Origin of the sequence: Nonlabens sp. MB-3u-79, from assembly GCF_002831625.1 — a bacterium.
In the GTDB taxonomy this organism is placed as follows: domain Bacteria; phylum Bacteroidota; class Bacteroidia; order Flavobacteriales; family Flavobacteriaceae; genus Nonlabens.
Window position 1 is genome coordinate 1,817,944 of sequence record NZ_CP025116.1, and the last position, 20,794, is coordinate 1,838,737.

11 protein-coding genes are annotated in these 20,794 nt (G+C 36.9%); all 11 read left to right on the top strand.

Annotation, left to right across the window (positions count from 1 at the left end):
• The first annotated feature begins 38 nt into the window (after positions 1-38).
• The 11 genes from CW736_RS08050 (at position 39) to CW736_RS08100 (ending at position 20,793) form a co-directional block, all read left to right on the top strand.
• Positions 39-2,816, top strand: a complete 2,778-nt coding sequence (locus tag CW736_RS08050) for a triple tyrosine motif-containing protein (RefSeq protein WP_101013470.1) — start codon at positions 39-41, stop codon at positions 2,814-2,816.
• 303 nt (positions 2,817-3,119) lie between these two features.
• The gene (locus CW736_RS08055) at positions 3,120-6,284 is read left to right on the top strand and encodes a glycoside hydrolase family 2 TIM barrel-domain containing protein (RefSeq protein ID WP_101013471.1); all 3,165 of its coding nucleotides are present in this window, start codon (positions 3,120-3,122) and stop codon (positions 6,282-6,284) included.
• An 11-nt stretch (positions 6,285-6,295) separates the two neighbouring features.
• Complete coding sequence (locus tag CW736_RS08060) at positions 6,296-7,717, top strand: glycosyl hydrolase family 16 (RefSeq protein ID WP_101013472.1); 1,422 nt, start codon at positions 6,296-6,298, stop codon at positions 7,715-7,717.
• A gap of 57 nt (positions 7,718-7,774) precedes the next feature.
• Entirely contained in the window at positions 7,775-8,605 is an 831-nt protein-coding gene (locus CW736_RS08065; protein WP_232735318.1) for a family 16 glycosylhydrolase, read from the top strand.
• Positions 8,606-8,697: 92 nt separating this feature from the next.
• On the top strand, positions 8,698-9,471 hold the full coding sequence (locus CW736_RS08070) for a PKD domain-containing protein (RefSeq protein WP_101013474.1): 774 nt from the start codon (positions 8,698-8,700) through the stop codon (positions 9,469-9,471).
• A gap of 182 nt (positions 9,472-9,653) precedes the next feature.
• A complete protein-coding gene (locus CW736_RS08075) occupies positions 9,654-11,066 on the top strand; it encodes a glycosyl hydrolase family 16 (protein WP_232735319.1) in 1,413 nt (470 codons plus the stop codon).
• Between the two features lie 33 nt (positions 11,067-11,099).
• Complete coding sequence (locus tag CW736_RS08080) at positions 11,100-11,948, top strand: family 16 glycosylhydrolase (protein WP_101013475.1); 849 nt, start codon at positions 11,100-11,102, stop codon at positions 11,946-11,948.
• A gap of 139 nt (positions 11,949-12,087) precedes the next feature.
• On the top strand, positions 12,088-15,549 hold the full coding sequence (locus CW736_RS08085; RefSeq protein WP_101013476.1) for a hypothetical protein: 3,462 nt from the start codon (positions 12,088-12,090) through the stop codon (positions 15,547-15,549).
• 63 nt (positions 15,550-15,612) lie between these two features.
• Positions 15,613-16,890, top strand: a complete 1,278-nt coding sequence (locus CW736_RS08090) for a glycosyl hydrolase family 17 protein (protein WP_101015078.1) — start codon at positions 15,613-15,615, stop codon at positions 16,888-16,890.
• A gap of 43 nt (positions 16,891-16,933) precedes the next feature.
• Positions 16,934-18,448: a glycoside hydrolase family 30 protein gene (locus tag CW736_RS08095; RefSeq protein WP_101013477.1), complete on the top strand. Its 1,515-nt coding sequence runs from the start codon at positions 16,934-16,936 to the stop codon at positions 18,446-18,448.
• Positions 18,449-18,453: 5 nt separating this feature from the next.
• Complete coding sequence (locus tag CW736_RS08100; RefSeq protein WP_101013478.1) at positions 18,454-20,793, top strand: MFS transporter; 2,340 nt, start codon at positions 18,454-18,456, stop codon at positions 20,791-20,793.
• The last annotated feature ends 1 nt before the right edge of the window (position 20,794 follow it).

Genomic DNA, 20,794 nt, shown 5'->3' on the forward strand with positions numbered 1-20,794 from the left:
GGTGTTTTTTTTACTATATTTGAGTAAATGAATTTATCTTGAAAACCTTACTTTCTCTATTCTTATTTTTAAACACCATTATTGCCTCTAGTCAGGTGCTTCCACCGCTTCATAATTACGAGCCGTCCTTATATCATGCAGGTAATCAAAACTGGATGGTATCTGAGTCTGATGATCATTTTATCTATGTAGCTAATAATAAGGGACTGCTCGAATATAACGGGTCTCAATGGACCTTGTATAAAACCCCTAATGAAAGTATCATGAGGTCTGTAAAGGCCCAAGGTGATCGTATTTATACGGGTTGTTATATGGATTTTGGTTATTGGATACGAGATGACAGCGGTAGATTGAATTATACTTCTATCATAGAAAAGACGAAGTTTCAATTACAAGAAGATGAGCAGTTTTGGAATATTATTGTTAAGAATGATTACGTTCTTTTTCAATCGCGTTCTCGTATCTACTTTTATGATATCGATTCTGGTGAGGTATCTCAAATTGCCGAGCAGACGGAGATCAACAAGTTTTTTCAGGTAGGCGATACATATTATTATCACGTCCTGGGTGAGGGTTTATTTCAGGTGGTAAATAAGCAACCACAGTTAAAAGGGTCTATAGATTTTTTTCTAGAGGAGACCATCATCTTGATGTTTGAATACCATTCTAAAGTGTACCTTCTTACTCAAGATGCAGCTGTTTACCTATACAAAGACGGTGAGGTTTCACTAGTAGGCTCTTGTGAGCTGAATCAAAAAATAACCGTTTATAGCGCTTCATTGTTAAGTAATAATAATCTTTTATTGGGAACTATAGCAAATGGTGTTATATCAATGGATCTTGAGGGTAAAGTAAATTATGCTCTTAACCAAGGTGATGGATTGGCAAATAATACCTGTTTATATGTTTATGAAGACAGTTCTAAAAATGTATGGTTTGGTTTAGATAATGGTATTAGCTCTATAAGTATAGATTCGCCTTACCAGGTTTATAATGATAATGCCGGTAACTTAGGTACCGTGTATGCTTCTTATCAAAGTGATGGCATTTTATATATAGGTACCAATCAAGGCTTGTTTTACAAGAAATCAGGTCAACAGAAGTTTAGTTTTATTGAAGGTACGGAAGGCCAAGTATGGTCGATTAGTGAACATAACGGAACTGTTTTCTGTAACCATCATTTAGGGGTTTTTGTCTTAAGGGATAAGAACGCGCGGCGACTTGATAACACTATTGGAACTTGGCAGTTATATACCGTTCCCAATGCATCAGACTTGATAGTAGCAGGGACCTATAAAGGACTTCAAGTCTTAACTAATACTACTGGGCAATGGGAATTCCGCAATAAGATAGATGGTTTTGATATTAGTTCAAAAGACATCATTGCTTATAAGGATTTGGTTTACGTCAACCATGAATATAAAGGAGTGTTTAAAATAACAGTAGATAGAGAATTTAAAAAACTGACAAAACTTGAGAAAATAGAAGAATTAGGAAAGGGGATAGGCTCAGATATCACTGACTTTAAAGGTAAAATCTTCTATTCTAAAAGAGATGCTATATATGTTAAAACATCTGCTAATAGTAAGTTTGTAAAACATAAGGAACTTAGTAATATTGTTGCTAGCGGTGAATATACATCTGGAACTTTTATTAAAAATGATGGTTATTTATGGTTGTTCAACAGTAGCCAGATTTATAAGATCAATATAGAAGATATAAATGGCAGTTATAATATAGAAAGTATACCATTAGGTCATGAGCTGAGAAGAGAAAAAATCGGTTATGAAAATTTAACAAAGGTGGGTCCAAAGAATTATCTGATTGGTACTTCTTATGGATACACGACGCTGAATCAAAACTCAAGTAACACTCTTTCTCATAAGGTATATATCAATAATTTATGTCGTCTTGATAAAAGTACCCCAACCAGTCTTAGTTTAAAGAGTCCTTCGGAAATACCTTATAAAAATAATCATTTACAAATAACCTATTCATCACCTTTTTATAAAACCCTAAGTATTGTTGAATATCAGTTCAGACTTTTGGGGGAAGATGAGGAATGGAGCCCATGGAGTAAAGTGAATAGTACAGAGTTAAAAAACTTATCTTATGGTGAGTACACGTTTGAGGTGCGATCCAGAGTGAATACCATACTATCTGATAACGTAGCTACTATAGACTTTACTGTAGCTAAGCCCTATTACGCGACTAGTGTCGCTATTGCAGTATACATCATTATTTTAGTACTCATTATTTTAGTGCTTAATGGCTTTTATATCTGGTACTTTAAAAGGCAAAAGCAGAGAGCACTGCAAAAGCAGCAAAAAGAATTAGAATTAAAGAGCTTGACTAATGAGAAGAATCTAGTGGAATTGCGTAATGAAAAATTAAGAAGTGATATTGAGCATAGAAATAAAGAACTTGCCATTTCAACGATGGCGATGATCAAGAAAAATGAAACTCTTAATGAGTTGAAAGTGGAATTGGATAATTTACCAAAATCGGTAGCATCTAGATCTTTAAAAAAGATGTTAGATAAAAATTTAAACAGCAAGCAAGATTGGCTCACTTTTGAAGAAGCATTTAATAATGCAGATAAAGATTTTTTCAAAAAAATTAAGGAATTACACCCCTCCCTTTCTTCAGGGGATTTGAGATTATGTGTTTATTTAAGACTTAATTTATCTTCCAAAGAGATCGCTCCACTATTAAATATTTCCCCTCGTAGTGTGGAAATAAAACGATATCGTTTGCGTAAAAAATTAGCTCTTTCACGCGATGATAGTTTGACTAGCTATATTGTTGAGATTTAATTTCGCATTAAAATGTTTTAAATAACTCAACATTTCCACATCATTCTTTATGATGCGGACTATTTTTTATCAAATCGAAAGTTATAAACACTTATTTTTAAGCTTTTTATAATATGCGCTAGGAATTAATATAGATTTATATATATTTTTACTTGTGTATATTTTTTGTTGTGTTTGAATTTGATTCATCAAGTTTTTCACAATATATATTTAGAACCTTGAAATCAATAGAATTATAGTGCCCATAGAAAACTAGTCATTACCATTATTTATTAGTAACAACCTATCAATATCTCTTTACATATGAAGAATCTTTTATTAAGTATTTCGTTGATCTTTTTTTCCTTTTTTGGTTTTTCACAAAATCAAAAAGTTTCAGTTCTAGAAGACATGAACGGTCATACCCTTATGGTGGATGGCAAACCATTTATCATTAATGGTATGAACTGGGATTATGTTCCTATAGGTAAAAATTTCTCTTATAATTTTTGGGCACAATCAGATGACTTTATTAAGGCAGCATTGGACTCAGAAATGGGTTTGTTGAAAAACATGGGTGTGAATACGATACGTGTCTATACAGGTATGCAGCCTAAATGGGTGGAGTATATCCATAAGAATTACGGTATATACACCATGATCAACCATTCTTTTGGTCGTTATGGTCTGACTTTAGATGGTTCTTATGTTTCAAATACAGAATATGCAGACCCAAGGGCCCGTGCATTTTTATTAAAAGAAGCAACTAATTTAGTAAACGATTTTAAGGACACTCCAGGTCTTTTGATGTTCATGTTAGGGAATGAGAATAATTATGGTTTATCATGGGGTGGAGCAGAAACTGAAGATATTCCTATTGAAACAGAAGGAACGGTGATAACTAGAGCTCGAGCTATGTATAAGCTGATGAATCAAGCCGTTGTTGAGATGAAAAAAATCAATACAGATCATCCTATTGCTATTTGTAATGGAGACTTGCTGTATTTGGATTTAGTTGCTGAGTATTTGACAGATATGGATATATATGCAACCAATATGTATAGAGGTGTTTCTTTTAGCGATGCTTTTGACAGAGTTAAAAATGAACTGGGTAAGCCTGTAATGTTTTCAGAATTTGGTTCTGACGCGTTCAATGCTTTAAATAATAAAGAGGACCAAAAAATGCAGGCTTATTATATGGTGAATAACTGGAAGGAAATTTATCAAAATGCGGCTGGTCTTGGCAAGGCCGGAAACTCTTTAGGGGGATTTACATTTCAGTTTAGTGATGGTTGGTGGAAAAGAGGACAAACAGAAGATTTAGATATTCACAATTCAGAAGCAAGTTGGATGAGTGGTGGGTATTCACTTGATACAGATGGTGTTTCTAAAAACATGAATGAAGAGTGGTTTGGTATTTGTGCTAAAGGGCCTTCTAATGAAAGAGGACTTTATGATCTTTATCCTCGTGCGGCTTATTACGCGTTAAAAGAAGTACATCAATTAGACCCTTATAGTGGTAGTAAAACTTTAGAATTTGTCACTAATTATTTTGATAATATTCAGTTAATGGATGCTGTGCTTAGAGCAAGAGGTGATAAGGCGGCATTAGATGGCGGCAGTAATAATAAAATACGATTAAGCAACCTTCGAGCTGAATTTACAACTTTTAATACAGGCGGTAGCCTTGTCTCTACCCCTGACAATCCAGATCCAGATAATCCTGTGTATCCTGATCAGTTAGGTTTTGATCGTATGGAATCATATTTTGTTGGAGTAGAAGGGAATCCATCACCTAACATGAGAGCCGAGATAAACTTTAACATACTTGGCAATGTAGCACAGAATCCTATTGATGAGATCTTTTATGAAAACAGAGGACGTCCTCAACAAGTAGAAACTCCAGACGGTATCGTAGAGTTAAGAGATGTGAATAGAGTTCAAGTGTACAACGCATCTTATGAATGGAATACAAAAGATTTTGACATAAGAGGTTTTTATCGATCAGGTCATTATCACTGGGGTTATGAAGGGGATTTCTTTGGTTTATATCCTGAAACTAATTATGGACCCAATCTAGATATTTATGGGGGAGAAACACTAGGACTTGAAATAGATGGAAAAAATGAGTTTGCGGGATTAAAGGCCGCTTTTGGACCACAATTATGGTGGGGTGCAAATCCAACCGCACTACTTAAGTATTCCCGTACCATTGAAAACTTCAACATTACTGGAATTTATCACAGAGATTTACAAACAGAAATTCAACTAGACGAAAATGGCGTACGTATTTTAGATCAAAATCAGGTACGTAGTGGTATTATTCCTGCATTTCCTATGGAGAGAGCTACACTAGTAGTGGAAAGAGACTTAGGTAAATTTGGATTTACCTTAGGTGGTATATGGGGTGGGAGTCCTTTAAATGGGACTACCTACCAAGATGTTACAGGGACTGAAGGTAATTATACGGTATTTAATGATAAAGTGAAGTCAAGCGACAACTGGGGTGGAAAAGCTAAAATGACCTATGAAGGTGGGAAAGTTAATGCTTACATGCAAGGTGGAGTTCTGGGACTTGTTGCTAATGGAGGGGCAGATGCTACACAAACCTTTACTGGATGGAAATTAAAAGACAATGGTAGTGGTAATCAGTCCAACTTTTTAGCTGGTATGACCTATACCATGGGTGATTTACAAATTGCACCTAACTTTTTATGGCAAAAGCCACTAGTAGATCCTATGCCTAACAATGTTGGAGCGCCAGGTAGATTAAGAAACTTCATTGATGATCCATTTGCAGTGAGAGGAAATAGAGAAACTACAGCTGGTGAGATCTTGTTCACCTATGACCCTACACCAGGAACCTGGATGTATCAATGGGATAATGATAGAAATGAAGATGCAGAATTTGCTATGAGCGCTGGATTTGTATACCGTCATTTACCTACAACTCAAGACGCGGCTATTGGGTTTGGAGCAGATCGTAATTTTCTTAGATTTCCTAACTCTGCACCAGCACTTGATTTATATGAGGCACATACACGTATCGTTTCAAAATTGAATCCTGAATTGGGAATTATAGGTAACTTCTACTATGGTAATGGCCAGGGTAATGGAGATAGTCCTAGAGAAATAAAACGTTTCGGTGGTGATATAAGAGCTATTTATAAATCAATTAAAGCCACTGCACAAGTGAAAGTTAATGATTGGGGACCATTTGATTACTACAGAGACTTTAACATCACATTCCCTATGCAATTAATGCTGGATGTTTCCACTACTTTGGGGAAACCAGATTGGTTTATTTTACCTAGTACTACTGTAGGTGTAAGAGGGACATGGAGATCCCTTGATGCTAATTCAGGAGGAAGATTTGGTCCGAATGCCGCAGCTGAATTTGCAAGCGAGCCTACTATAAGTCCAGTAGGATTTCCTGACGGAACGGAGTGGGAAATCAGAACCTATGTTCATATTAATATAGGTAACTAAATATAAGAGAAATGAAAAATATAAACCCCAATTTTTTCAAGAACTTAAGCCTTGTATTTTTGACACTAGGTTTAATCATTGGTTGTGAACGAGAGATCTCTGATGACTCTGTTTTAGCTACTTTTCCTACTACGGGTGAGGTTTTTACAGATAATCCTGTAAATCTTACTGATGATTTTTTCATTTCTTTCGATCCAGCCGAAGGAGCTAACCCTGAAGGTTTTGGCACTGATAATAATGTGGCCTATGCAGGTACGAGCTCTATACGTATAGACGTTCCAGCTCCCAACGACCCGAATGGTGGATTTATAGGAGGTATTTTTAAAGATCGTGGTGAGGGACGTGACCTCACGGGCTACGATGCATTAACCTTCTGGGCAAAAGGATCTTTAACAGCAACAGTAGGTTTAGTAGGTTTCGGTACGGATTTTATAGATGATAAATATGCGGTAGGTTTAGAAAATATTCAGCTTTCTACCGATTGGAGGAAATACACGATTCCAATTCCAAACGCCTCAAGACTTGTTCAAGAAAAAGGAATGTTTATTTTTTCTGCGGGTACTCAAAGCACCAACGGTTTGGGGTACACGTTGTGGATCGATGAGCTCAAATTTGAAAATCTAGGTACCATCGCACAACCAAGTCCTATTATTTTAGATGGTCAAGACCTAGTTCAACAATCATTTACAGGTTCATCTATTACGATTTCTGGATTAACACAAACTTATAATATAGAATCAGGTGAGAATTTAACTGTACAAGCAGCGCCTTCTTATTTTGATTTTGTATCCTCTGATACAAGTGTCGCAACTGTTAATGAATTAGGGGTGGTTTCTGTTGTTGGATCTGGTACGGCTTTAATTACCGCGACTATCAGTAGTGTTTTAGCAAGTGGTTCCTTAGAGGTAACCTCTACTGGCGCTTTACCATCTGCGCCTATCCCAACATTGCCTTCATCTAATGTCAAATCTATATTTTGCGATGAATATACCGATGAAACTACAAGTGATTACACACCAGATTTTGGTGGGTCTACCACACAGGCTACGGTAGTCACTACTAATAACGACTCTGTTTTAATTTACTCCAATAATAATTTCACAGGAATTATTTTTGATAATACCGTAGATGCATCTGCTTTGTCTTTTATTCATGTGGATGTATATGCGCAGCAAGCAGGAGTTCAAGTTGAATTTCAAATTAGAGATATTGGTGCTAATGGAGTGATCAATACCAATATTTTTACGGGACAACCTGAAGGAGATGATTCAGATAAAAGATTTACAGCTTCTGGCTTAACAGTTAACGGCTGGAATTCTTTTGATATTCCATTGAATGCCGGTATTCTCAATCAAAAAAATAATCTTGGAGCAATTATTTTAGCTGGAGGACCTAATTTTATATTGGATAATATTTACTTCTATACTCCTTAAAAAGGCCAATTAACAATATCAAATAAAAGAACAATGGATAGCATATATAACAAAAAAATGATAAAAATTGTATTCAAATCATTGATGGTAGTATCATTCTTAATGCTTGCTAGTTGTGACCCTGACGAAACTCAAACGGTTGCCACTTTTGAAAAATTAGTGATGCAAGACGAGTTTGATGTAGAAGGTGCACCTGATAGTGCTTTGTGGTCTTACGATATAGGGACTGGACCTGGTAGTGATGGATGGGGTAATAATGAGTTACAATATTACACTGATAGAACTGAAAATGTGACGGTAGAGAACGGGTATTTATTGATTACGGCCAAAGAAGAAGCCTTTAATGGTTCTAACTACACCTCGGCTAGAATTAAAACGGAAGGTCTTTTTGAACAAGCGTATGGTAGGTTTGAAGCCCGTATAAGAGTGCCTTATGGAAAAGGTTATTGGCCTGCGTTTTGGTTGTTAGGAAATGATTGTGATCAAAATGCTTGGCCACAATGTGGAGAAATCGATATCATGGAATATTTAGGAGATATGCCTACTACTGTTTTTGGTAGTGCTCATGGACCGAAGTTTTTTGCGGAGAATGCGATTTCAAAAGAATATGTCTTGCAAAATGACAGGTTTGATACTGGTTTTCACGTATTCGGGATTGAGTGGGCTCCAGATTATATCAATTATTATGTAGACGATGTGCTCTATCAACAAATCACTAAGGAAGATGTGCTTGAGGAAACTAATGGCGAAGGGGAATGGGTTTTTGACCATCCATTTTATATCATACTTAATGTTGCTATTGGTGGTGATTTGCCAGGCTCACCAAATACAGATACTGTTTTTCCACAAACAATGTTAGTGGATTACGTAAGAGTTTACCAAAAATAACACCAGTCAAGGATCTTTAACATACCTCGCATTCATAATTTTAAATGGGATTTTTAAACATAAAATCATTTGACTTTTAAAAAATTAATAAAATGATAAAAACAATAAAATGTTTTAAAGCAATAGCTGTTCTATTTATAAGCATAGCTTTTATAGGTTGCAGTGAAGATGATGTGGTTGTGCGACAAGAACTATCTGCAGGGTTTACACAAACTATCAATCAAAATACAGGTACGGTAACTTTTATTAATACGTCTAGTAACGCAAATACGTATGCATGGGACTTTGGAGATGGAACCTCTTCTACAGTAATTAATCCTGTTAAAACTTATAGCGCAGGAGGTTCCTACGTTGTGGTACTCCAAGTCAGTAATGACAACGCTGCAATGGCTCGTTTTGAAGATACCATACAAATTGACGAATTGTTTGATGGTGGACTCTTGACTAATGGGGACTTTGAAAACGGAGTTAATCCTTGGATACAAGGTGTTGATGATAATAATCCTGCACCAGTTGTCACTTTTGCCGGTAATACATATTACCAAGTAAACATAACCAACCCTAATTCAAACCAGCCGTTTCTAGTGAATTTAAGCCAAAAAGTAGAAATTACTCAAGGGCTTACGTACATACTAACGTTTGACGCTTGGTCAGATCGCAATAGAGATATCATAGCAGGAATAGGATTAAGTGGTGGAACATTTGCTAATAACAGTCAGCCTGTCAGCATCACGGACATACAACAACAATATCAGTTAACTTTAATTGCAACAAATTTCGGTGCTATGGATGCTCGAGTATTATTTGATTCTAATGGAGAAGCTGGATTGGTCAATATTGATAATGTCACATTAATGGTACAGTAAAATAGTTCTAAAAAGCTAGGTAATAGGTAACCTTTTATGAATCCAACCGGTAATTATCATCAGCGCTATATATGTTTTTTTATAGTTGTTTGACTTGCGGATAGGGTCCTGTTTTTAAAGATTACAGCAAAATGTCTCTTGTGTTTTTAATTTTAAAAAAAAGAAAAAAGAAAAAAGAAAAAATGAAAAATAGAAAAATAACTTTTTATAAAATATCTATAACACTCTCTGTTGTGTTTATGATAGCAGTAGGTTGCGAGAGAGATTTGTCAGATGACGCTATACCAGCAACCTTCTCAAAAACAGGAGAGATTTATACAGACGGTTTTGTAAGTATGGGAAGTGACTTCTATTTACCTTTTGCAGGTTCTAAGCCAGATGCGTTTTCAGTGGATGAGCAAGTGGGTTATCAAAGTAATTCTTCCATACGTATCGATGTGCCTAACGCGGTTGATCCTACTGGGAATTATGCTGGGGCAATTCTTCGTGTAGATGGTGCTGGAAGAGATTTATCCGGCTTTAATGCGCTAACATTTTGGGTGAAAGCTTCTCGAGGAGTTAGTGTTGACGCTTTTGGTTTTGGTCAAGACTTTTTAGAAGATAAATATCAAGTCACTGCCAACAATATAAATGTAGGTACGAACTGGTCTAAAGTGACCATACCTATTCCAGATCCTTCAAAATTAGTGGAGGAGCGTGGGGCCTTCTGGTATGCTATGGGAACTCAAGGTACAGGAGGTTCAGGTTATATCGTTTGGATGGATGATATTAAGTATGAAAACCTGGCCACTGTAGCACAGCCTCGACCTGCTATCTCCAACGGCGATGATGCCAGTACCAGCTCCTTTATAGGAGTTAATTTGGCGGTTACTGGATTAATAGAAACATTCAATTTAGCTTCTGGATTAGAACAAACTATTACAGTCGCTCCTAGCTATTTTGATTTTACAGCTTCTGACCCTAACGTAGCATCTGTTGATCTGTTAGGTAACATTGCTGTAGCGGCTGCAGGAACTTCAGTGGTTACGGCAACGCTTGCGGGGCTTGATGCGGCTGGTTCTTTAACGATTAATTCACGAGGGAATTTTCAATTACCAACCCCACCGACTAGAAACCCTAATAATGTCATTTCTGTTTTTAGTGATGTGTATGCTAATGTTCCTGTAGACTATTATAACGGATTTTGGCTTCCTGGCTCCTCTACTGGATCTGCTGATTTTTCAGTGAATGGAGACAATATTTTAAATTATACCAACTTTAATTATGTGGGTACTCAAACGGCTAATCCGTTAGTGGATGCATCGAGTATGACGATGGTGCACTTTGACTTGTATATTCCAGGACCGGTGCCTAACAATTTTGACTTTTTGATATCTATAGAAGATTGGGGTCCTAATGGGGTCGATAATGGTGGAGATGATTCTAGACAACAAATATTTGTGCGTCGCAATCAAGTAATAGCTGACAGCTGGATCAGCGTAGATGCTCCTTTAACTCTAGTTAACAGGAATAATATTGGACTCATCATCTATGAAAACATTAATTTTTCTTCATTGAGAAATTTTTATATAGATAATGTATACTACTACAACTAGTCATTAGACGCCAATAATTCAACAAATAAAATAATGAATATCACACTTCAAATGATACATACTAAGTTAATAATTCGTCTTGGACTTCTAGTCGCTTTTGTGATGGTAATCCTAAGTTGTAACCCAGATGATAAACAACAAGTAACGACAAAAAATAATCTTGTATGGCAAGATGAGTTTGCTGTAGATGGTGCACCAGATCCTTTAATATGGGGCGCTGATATAGGAAACGGCGACGCAGAAGGAATACCTGGATGGGGAAATGGGGAACGCCAATACTATACAGACCGTCCAGAAAATATGGTGGTTGAAAATGGAGTGCTTAAAATTACGGCTCTTAAAGAATCCTTTCAAGGTTCTGATTATACATCGGCTAGAATTCTTACAAAAGGTAAGTACCAAAAGAAATTCGGTCGTTTTGAAGCTAGAATAAAGCTTCCTTGGGGACAAGGATTGTGGCCAGCGTTTTGGATGTTAGGGGATGATAATAATGGAGCTCAAGCATGGCCGCAAATAGGTGAAATTGACATTATGGAGTACCGCGGTCAGGAACCAACCATAGTGCACGGTAGCATGCATGGTCCTGGCTATTCAGGAGGTCAGGCTGTTACTAAACAATATGATTTAATTACCGATAGGTTGGACACCGATTTTCATGTTTATGGAATAGAATGGGGTCCTGGATACGTCAACTATTATGTGGACGATGTCCTTTATAATCAAATTACGCGGGAAGACGTCAGTGGCGACTGGGTGTTTGATGACAATGAGTTTTACATCATCATGAACCTTGCGGTTGGAGGCACATTTGTAGGTGCTCCAGGTTTAAATACGGTTTATCCACAAACCATGTATGTAGACTATGTGCGCGTATATGAATAATCCTGTACAAAGAAATTAATTTTAATAAACACTACTGTAGTTGTTTCGCTTTCGCGAAAGCGTAATAACTATTTAACTATTTAAAGCCTTTAGACTTAAAGTCGTTTAAAGGAAATTATAAAGAATTATAAATTTACCAATGAACAAAAATTCTACATACCTAGGGAACCAAAAAGCTGCTTTTGATCAAAGTAAGGTGAAAGGTGAACTTGTTGATTTTGAAAACGAAAAATATTATAAAATAAGCAACCACGATGCCATGCGCCCATTTTTTATGAGCATAGTAAGTGATTCCAACCACTGGATGTTTGTATCCAGCAATGGTGGCCTAACTGCAGGGCGTAAAAACAGCGATTCGGCGATTTTCCCTTATTACACAGATGATAAGATTACGGAGTCCAATGATATTACGGGTAGTAAAACAATCATAAGAGTGCACAACAAGGACCGTGATTTATTATGGGAGCCTTTTTCAAATAGATATACCGGTATTTATAAAATTACTCGCAATCTCTATAAAAATGCTATCGGTAACAAATTGGTTTTTGAAGAGATCAACCACGACTTAAACCTTACCTATAGATACCATTGGAATTCCAGTGATAGTTACGGATTTATCAAAAAATCTGAGTTGATTAACGATGGTTCTGATTCTTTACAAATGACCGTGTTGGATGGTTTGCAAAATATGCTACCAGCAAATGTAGGAGAAGATTTACAAAAGGCATCAAGTAACCTAGTGGACGCTTACAAAAGATCTGAACTTAAGCAAGAAACGGGGATTGGAATTATCGCTTTAAGTGCGGTAATAGTTGATAAAGCAGAGCCTAGTGAAGCGCTTAAAGCAAACATAGCCTGGTCGTTAGACGTAGATAATCCTACTTACCTATTGTCTAGCCTTCAGTTAGATGATTTCAGAAAAGGAATAACCGTAAAGCAGGAAACTGATGTTAAGGCAGCAAAAGGAGCCTATTTTACTGTTTCAGAAATTCAACTCAGTGCAGGAGAAACTAAAGTATGGTACACCCTTGCAGATGTCAACCAAAATATCGTTAGCATCAACGATATTTCCAACCAGATTCAGACCGATGCACATCTTGTAGAAAGGATTCAAAAAGACATAGAATTAGGTTCTCAAAAATTAGTAGCGCTTATAGCTGCATCAGACGGTTTGCAATTAACAGCAGACCCGTTAACTAACAATCGCCATTTTGCAAATACCATGTTCAATATTATGCGTGGGGGAATTTTTGATAACAACTATGTTATTGAAAAGCAAGACTTCTTAGAGTATTTAGAAGCTGCAAATTTGGAAGTGTTTGAAAGTGCTCAAGAATTGCTTCAAGACCTACCAGCAGATTTTGATCTAGATAATTTAAAGGAAATCGCTTATTCTCATAATAATCCGCATTTCAAAAGATTAGTAATAGAGTACTTACCTTTAAAGTTTAGTAGAAGACACGGTGACCCAAGTCGTCCATGGAATAAATTTTCTATCAATACACGTAGTGAAATTGATGGTTCTAAAATATTAGACTATGAAGGAAACTGGCGTGATATTTTCCAAAACTGGGAAGCTTTATCTCATTCTTATCCAGAGTTTATTGATGGAATGATTCACAAATTTTTAAACGCAACAACCTTTGATGGTTATAATCCTTATCGAGTTACAAAAGGCGGATTTGACTGGGAAGTAATAGAAGAAGACGACCCTTGGTCTTATATTGGATATTGGGGAGATCACCAGATCATTTACTTGCTTAAATTTTTAGAGTTTATACAAGATTATTACCCAGGCAAACTAGATAGTTTCCTTAACGAAGATCTCTTTGTTTATGCAAATGTTCCTTATAAAATTAAGGAATATGCAGACATCCTACAGGACCCTAAAGACACTATTGATTTTGATTACCGTTTACAAGAAGTTATAGAAGAACGACGCGAGCAATTAGGTGCTGACGGTTCTTTATTAAGAGATACATCAGGGGCTATTTATAAAGTAAACCTGGTAGAGAAACTATTAGCTACTGTTCTTGCTAAAGTTTCTAACCTGATTCCTGAAGCTGGAATATGGTTAAATACCCAACGACCAGAATGGAATGATGCTAACAATGCCTTAGTAGGTAATGGTGTTTCCATGGTAACCCTTAACTATTTGAGACGTTTCTTGAATTACTTTAAAGGCTTTATTGAGGATGCAGACTTTGAGTCTTCATCCATATCTAAAGATCTAGAGGTGTTTTATACAGCAGTAAGCAACACTTTGAAAGATCATCAAGGTTTATTGAAAGGTTCTCTCAACGATACACAACGTAGAGCTGTTCTTGACGGTGTTTCTCAACCAGCAAGTGATTATAGAAAAAACATTTATGACCATAATTTCTCAGGTAAAAAACAAGATGTTTCAAAAGCTAGTTTACTTGAATTTATAGAGGTTACTTTAAAATACTTGGACCATAGTATAGATGCCAATAAGCGTAAAGACGGTATGTATCATGCGTATAACTTGATGACATTAGAGGATAACGGCGACGTGAGTATTTCCTACTTATCAGAGATGTTAGAAGGTCAGGTAGCGGCTTTAAGCTCTGGATATTTAACATCGGTACAGGCTTTAGAGGTCATGAACGCGTTAAAGTCTAGTGCCTTATTTAGAGAGGATCAATACAGTTATATCTTATATCCTAATAAGAACTTACCGGGATTTGAAGAAAAGAACATCATTCCTAATGAACTGGTTGCTAAGTCTGAATTGTTACAGCAATTGCTTAAAGATGACAATCAACAAGTTATCGTTCAAGACCTGACAGGGGTTTATCATTTCAATGCCAGCTTCAACAATGTCAACAGCCTTAAAAAAGCGCTCAAGCAACTAGCTAAAGGGAGTTATAGCAGCCTTGTTAGTAAGGAACAAAGACAGCTAGAAAAAACTTTTGAAGTTGTTTTCAATCATAAAGCTTTTACCGGTAGATCAGGAACATTCTTTGGTTTTGAAGGACTAGGCTCTATATATTGGCACATGGTTTCCAAGCTATTACTAGCTGTACAAGAATGTTGTTTAAAAGCAGTTAATGATGGAGAAAGCGATGCGTTAATAGGCGAGATGTTGGACCATTATTACGAGATACAGGCAGGAATAGGTGCTCATAAATCACCGGAGTTATATGGAGCTGTTCCTACAGATCCTTACTCGCATACACCAGCTACCAAAGGTGCTCAACAGCCAGGAATGACTGGACAGGTGAAAGAAGATATTTTGAGCCGTTTTGGGGAGTTAGGTATTGTTGTTTCTAATGGCGTACTTTCCTTTAAACCTAGCTTGTTGCGCAAGCAAGAGTTCTTAGCAAACGATCAAGGCTTTAACTATATAGACGTAGGTAGAAATAAACAGACCATAGCTGTAAGTGCAGGATCCCTTGCGTTTACCTATTGTCAGGTTCCTGTGATTTATACCAAGTCTCTTCAAGAAAGTGTGCTAGTTGTATTTAAAGATGGTACAGAGAAAACTTTTGAGCAATTGAAACTGGATAAAACAACCAGTGAAAAGTTGTTTCAACGCACAGGAGAGATCAACCATATAATTGTAAAGGTGATTAAATAGATCATGGAATCATAGATAATGTATCAGTTCGCTTTCGCGAAAGCGAAATTTAAAATTAACCCAATGAACGTCAACCGCAGTTTTAAAATAGGAATATTACTAGGACAATTATTGATTCTAGGAAGTTGTGGTAATGCGCCAAAAGAGGAAGAAAAATTGAATCAAACGAAAGAGATTAATGCAGTAGACATCTTGGGCAACCCAGATTATCAAGCTATTTCTTATGGAGGTTATAGAGGGATTTCTAGAGAAGAACAGCCCACTATAGCCCAGCTAAAAGAAGATATGAAGATCATGGCAGCCATGGGGATAAAAGTGTTGCGCACTTATAATGTGCAACCTAATTTACCACATGCTTCTAATATTCTCGCTGCTATAAAGGAGCTTAAGAATGAAGATGCTGATTTTGAAATGTATGTCATGCTAGGAGCATGGATTGATTGTAAAAATGCGTGGACTGGTTTAGAGCCAGATCATAACATCGAGAGCGAGGCAAACGCTGGTGAAATAGCTAGAGCCGTTGCCTTAGCTAACAAATATCCAGATATTGTTAAAGTAATAGCTGTAGGTAACGAGGCCATGGTAAAATGGGCAGCCAGTTATTATGTGCAACCTGCTGTTGTTTTAAAATGGGTCAACCATTTACAAGGGTTAAAGAAAAAAGGGAAGCTTTCTAAAGATCTGTGGATTACTAGTTCAGATAATTTTGCCTCTTGGGGTGGTGGTGATTACATTTATCACACACCAGACTTGACCAAACTCTTGAAAGCTGTTGATTATGTGTCCCTGCATACCTACCCTATGCACGATACACACTACAATGCCGTATTCTGGGGAACATTAAGCTTTGAAAAGAGTTTGACAACTCATGAGAAAATGGATGCCGCTATGGGCCGTGCAAGAGACTATGCAAAATCACAATATAGAAGTGTGGTGGAGTACATGACAGTAGTAGGTGTTGATAAGCCTGTGCATATAGGTGAAACCGGATGGGCATCAGTGTCAAATGGGCATTTTGGTCCAGATGGATCAAGAGCTACAGATGAGTATAAAAGTGCAAAATTCTATCATCTTATGAGAGACTGGACAAATAAAGAAGGCATTTCTTGTTTTTATTTTGAGGCCTTTGACGAGCGATGGAAAGATGCTGCTAATAAGCTAGGTTCTGAGAATCACTTCGGTCTTTTTACTCTTGATGGTAAAGCAAAATATGCACTTTGGGATCAGGTAGATGCTGGTGTTTTTAAAGGTGTAACTAGAGGAGGGAAGCCTATTACTAAAACGTATAATGGCGATAAAAAGGAGTTAATGAAAGATGTATTATTTCCACCTTTAAAATAAAATAACGGAAGAAGATTGATGAAGAGGGATAAAACGAACCAACATGAGATATATTAAATATGGAACAATTTGTTTATTCACTGCTCTTATGCTAAGCTGTAAACAGGAAAGTGAACAGCTCATAGAAAGAGAAATACTTGATGTAGAAGTTTACGAGACTTCTGCGTCTGGTAATAATTTGACTAAAGTGATGCCTTTTGAAGTAAAAGACAGTACGACTGTAATTACTATAAATGAGGAGGTAACTTTCCAAACCATTACTGGATTTGGTGGCGCATTTACAGAATCTTCTGCTTATTTGCTCAATCGATTGAGTAAAAAAAACAGGGATACTATTATCAACGCTTACTTCTCTCGGGAAGGAGCAAATTACTCGCTAACTCGCACGCATATGAATTCTTGTGATTTTTCTTTATCACAATATTCCTATTCCCCAGTGGAGGACGATGTGAACCTAGAGCACTTTAGTATAGAAGAAGATAGAGATGATTTAATTCCTATGATTAAAGATGCTATGGCAGCCTCTGAAGATGGTTTTAATCTATTTGCTTCCCCATGGACAGCAGCACCTTGGATGAAGGATAATAATGATTGGGTAGGGGGAAAACTACTGCCTAAATACTATGATACTTGGGCGCTTTTCTTTTCAAAATATGTGGATGCTTATGAAGCAGAAGGCATCCCTATATGGGGGTTTACGGTAGAAAATGAGCCGCATGGAAATGGAAACAACTGGGAAAGCATGCATTATACTCCTAAGGAAATGACAGATTTTGTTCAGTTCCATTTAGGCCCTAAGCTTGAAGCAGATGGTTATGGAGATAAAATTATTCTAGGTTACGATCAAAATAGAGCTGGAATCAAAGAATGGGTGGATGAAATGTATAGAGATGAGGCGTCTTCTAAATATTTTGATGGTACCGCCATTCACTGGTACGAAAGCACCTATGATTTCTTTCCAAAGGATTTACAATACGCACATGATAAAGCACCAGATAAATACTTAATTGAGACGGAAGGTTGCGTGGATTCTCAAGTACCAGAGTGGAAAAATGACAAGTGGTACTGGTCTAAAGAATCAACGGACTGGGGTTGGGATTGGGCAAAAGAAGAAGAAAAATACCTGCATCCTAAATACGCTCCTGTTAACCGTTATGCCCGTGACATTATAGGATGTATGAACAATTGGGTAGATGGATGGGTAGATTGGAACATGGTTTTAGACCGACAAGGTGGGCCTAACTGGTTTAAAAATTGGTGTGTCGCACCAGTAATTGTGGACCCAGATAATGATGAAGTTTATTTTACCCCACTTTATTATACCATGGCACATTTTAGTAAATACATACGTCCAGGCGCTCAAGTTATTGATGTAGAACATACAGATAAAGACCTTATGGTCACTGCAGCAAAAAATCCAAACGGTACTATTGCCTTTGTTATTTTTAATGAAGGTATGGAAGATAAGAATTATGAATTACGCTTTCGCGAAAGCGCAGTCAGCATCAACTTAGGTGCACAGAGCCTGCAAACCGTTATTATACCAACTAAAAACTAAATCTTATGTCGAGCACTACTCATAAAGTTCATTTTGGCCAGAAAATCGCTTTCGGTCTTGGAATGTTGGCCAACCAGATGTTCCCTGCGGCACTAGGTATTTTCATGGTAGTCTTAGTCCAGAATTTGGGTTTCCCTACCTGGATGTGGGGGATTTTGTTTTTCCTTCCTCGCGTATTTGATTCAATTACCGATCCTATCATGGGTTTTATTTCAGATAACACCAAATCAGTCTGGGGTAGGCGTAGACAATACGTTTTGATAGGAGCGGTGATGATGGGGATATCCTTTAGTATGATGTGGCAACTTTATGAAGTAGATGGCTTAAGTTATAACTTTACTTATTTTTTATTGTGGTCCTTAGTTTTCTACCTAGGCTTAACCATTTTTAGTGTGCCTTATGTGGCTATGGGCTATGAAATGAGTGATGATTTCCATGAGCGTACAGATATTATGGCTGTAGCACAATGGATAGGACAATGGGCTTGGGTTATTGCACCCTGGTTTTGGGTGATCATGTACGATCCATCCTGGTTTGAAGACGGAGCAGTTGCCACTAGGACCATAGCCGTATGGGTGGGTGTTATTTGTGCAATCTTAGCGATGGTTCCTGCTTTTTTTATAAAAAGTAAATCCACTCTAGATGATGAAAGTTTGACTCCTCTAACTATAAAAACTATAGGAGGAAGTTTTGAACAGATTATAGATAATTTTAAAGAAGCCTTTAAGATTGAAGATTTTAAAAAACTTTGTTTTTCAACATTCTTAATTTTTAACGCGTTTAATACCGTTGCTGGATTCTCCTTTTTTATTGTAGTGTACTATTTATTTAATGGAGATGCTGCAGCAGCTGGTCTATGGCCTACATTATTAGGAAGTATAGGGGCTTTAGTAACTACCTTTTTAGTCATCCCTATTGTTGCAAAAATGTCTAAAACACTGGGTAAGAAGAAAGCCTTTTTGTGGTCTCAAGGAATTTCAGTGATTGGTTATATCATGCTTTGGTTTTTATTTGTTCCTGGAAAGCCTTACTTATTTTTAATCGCATTACCTTTTTTCTCATTTGGTATTGGAAGTTTATTTACTTTAATGATGTCCATGACATCAGATGTTATCGATATAGATGAATTGAATACAGGAAAACGAAGAGAAGGTGTTTTTGGAGCTATTTATTGGTGGATGGTAAAGTTTGGTTTTGCCATCGCAGGTCTATTAACAGGCGTTATTATGGCATTAGTAGGCTTTGTTCCTGATGCGGTAAACTCTGAAGCGTCTATTACAGGAATACGGTTATTTTACTCTGGCCTACCTATAGCGGGTACTCTAGCAGCGATGTGGATCATGCGTAATTATGATCTTACGGAAGAAAAATCCTTAGAAATTAGTGCAGAGCTAGCTCTTAGAAAAAAACCGTTAAGCAAGCCTATAAGTTCTTCTTACTATGCCTTAAACAAATTACAGTCAATGGGCTCTTTCGAAGGAACTCTGAATTATCCAACTGATGTCAAAAGTGATGTGACAGCTGCAGAACTGGCCGCACACTTCAAAGTCACTTTAAATGCGGGATTACATGGTATTTGTTTTAGTCCTTATCGGGAGGGTCAGGATGTACGTGATACTTTGACGGGTACCCAAATAGATGAAAGAATGGAGGTCATTGCACCCTATACGAAGTGGATCCGTTCTTTTTCAACCACAAAAGGAAACGAACTTATTCCATTATCGGCGCGTTCTAAAGGTATAAAAACCATGGTAGGTGCCTGGATAAGTGGTGATAAAGCTCAAAACGATTTGGAAATCCAAAGCCTTATTGAGCAGGCTAAAAAAGGAATGGTTGATATAGCTGTTGTGGGTAACGAGGTGTTATTAAGAGAAGAGCTAACTTTAGACGAGTTATTATTTTATGTAAGAAAGGTAAAAACTGCTGTTCCTGATATTCAGGTAGGCTATGTGGATGCTTATTATCAATTTGTGGAGAATCCTCAGTTAGTAGAAGAATGTGATGTAATTCTAGCAAACTGTTATCCTTTCTGGGAAGGCTGTGATATAGATAACTCAACGGCATATCTCAATGAAATGCATAATATTGTATTGAGTGTAGCAAATGGTAAACCTGTCATTGTCACAGAAACAGGATGGCCAAATCAAGGTAATAAGAACCAAAATGCGACTCCTTCAAAAGCAAATGCGATGAAATATTTCGTAAATGTGGACAATTGGGCAAAAGATAAAGGAGTTGAAACCTTCTATTTCTCATCCTTTGACGAGTCATGGAAAGTAAGACAAGAAGGAGAAGTTGGAGCCCGTTGGGGATTATGGGATAAATACGAAAATTTAAAATATTAAT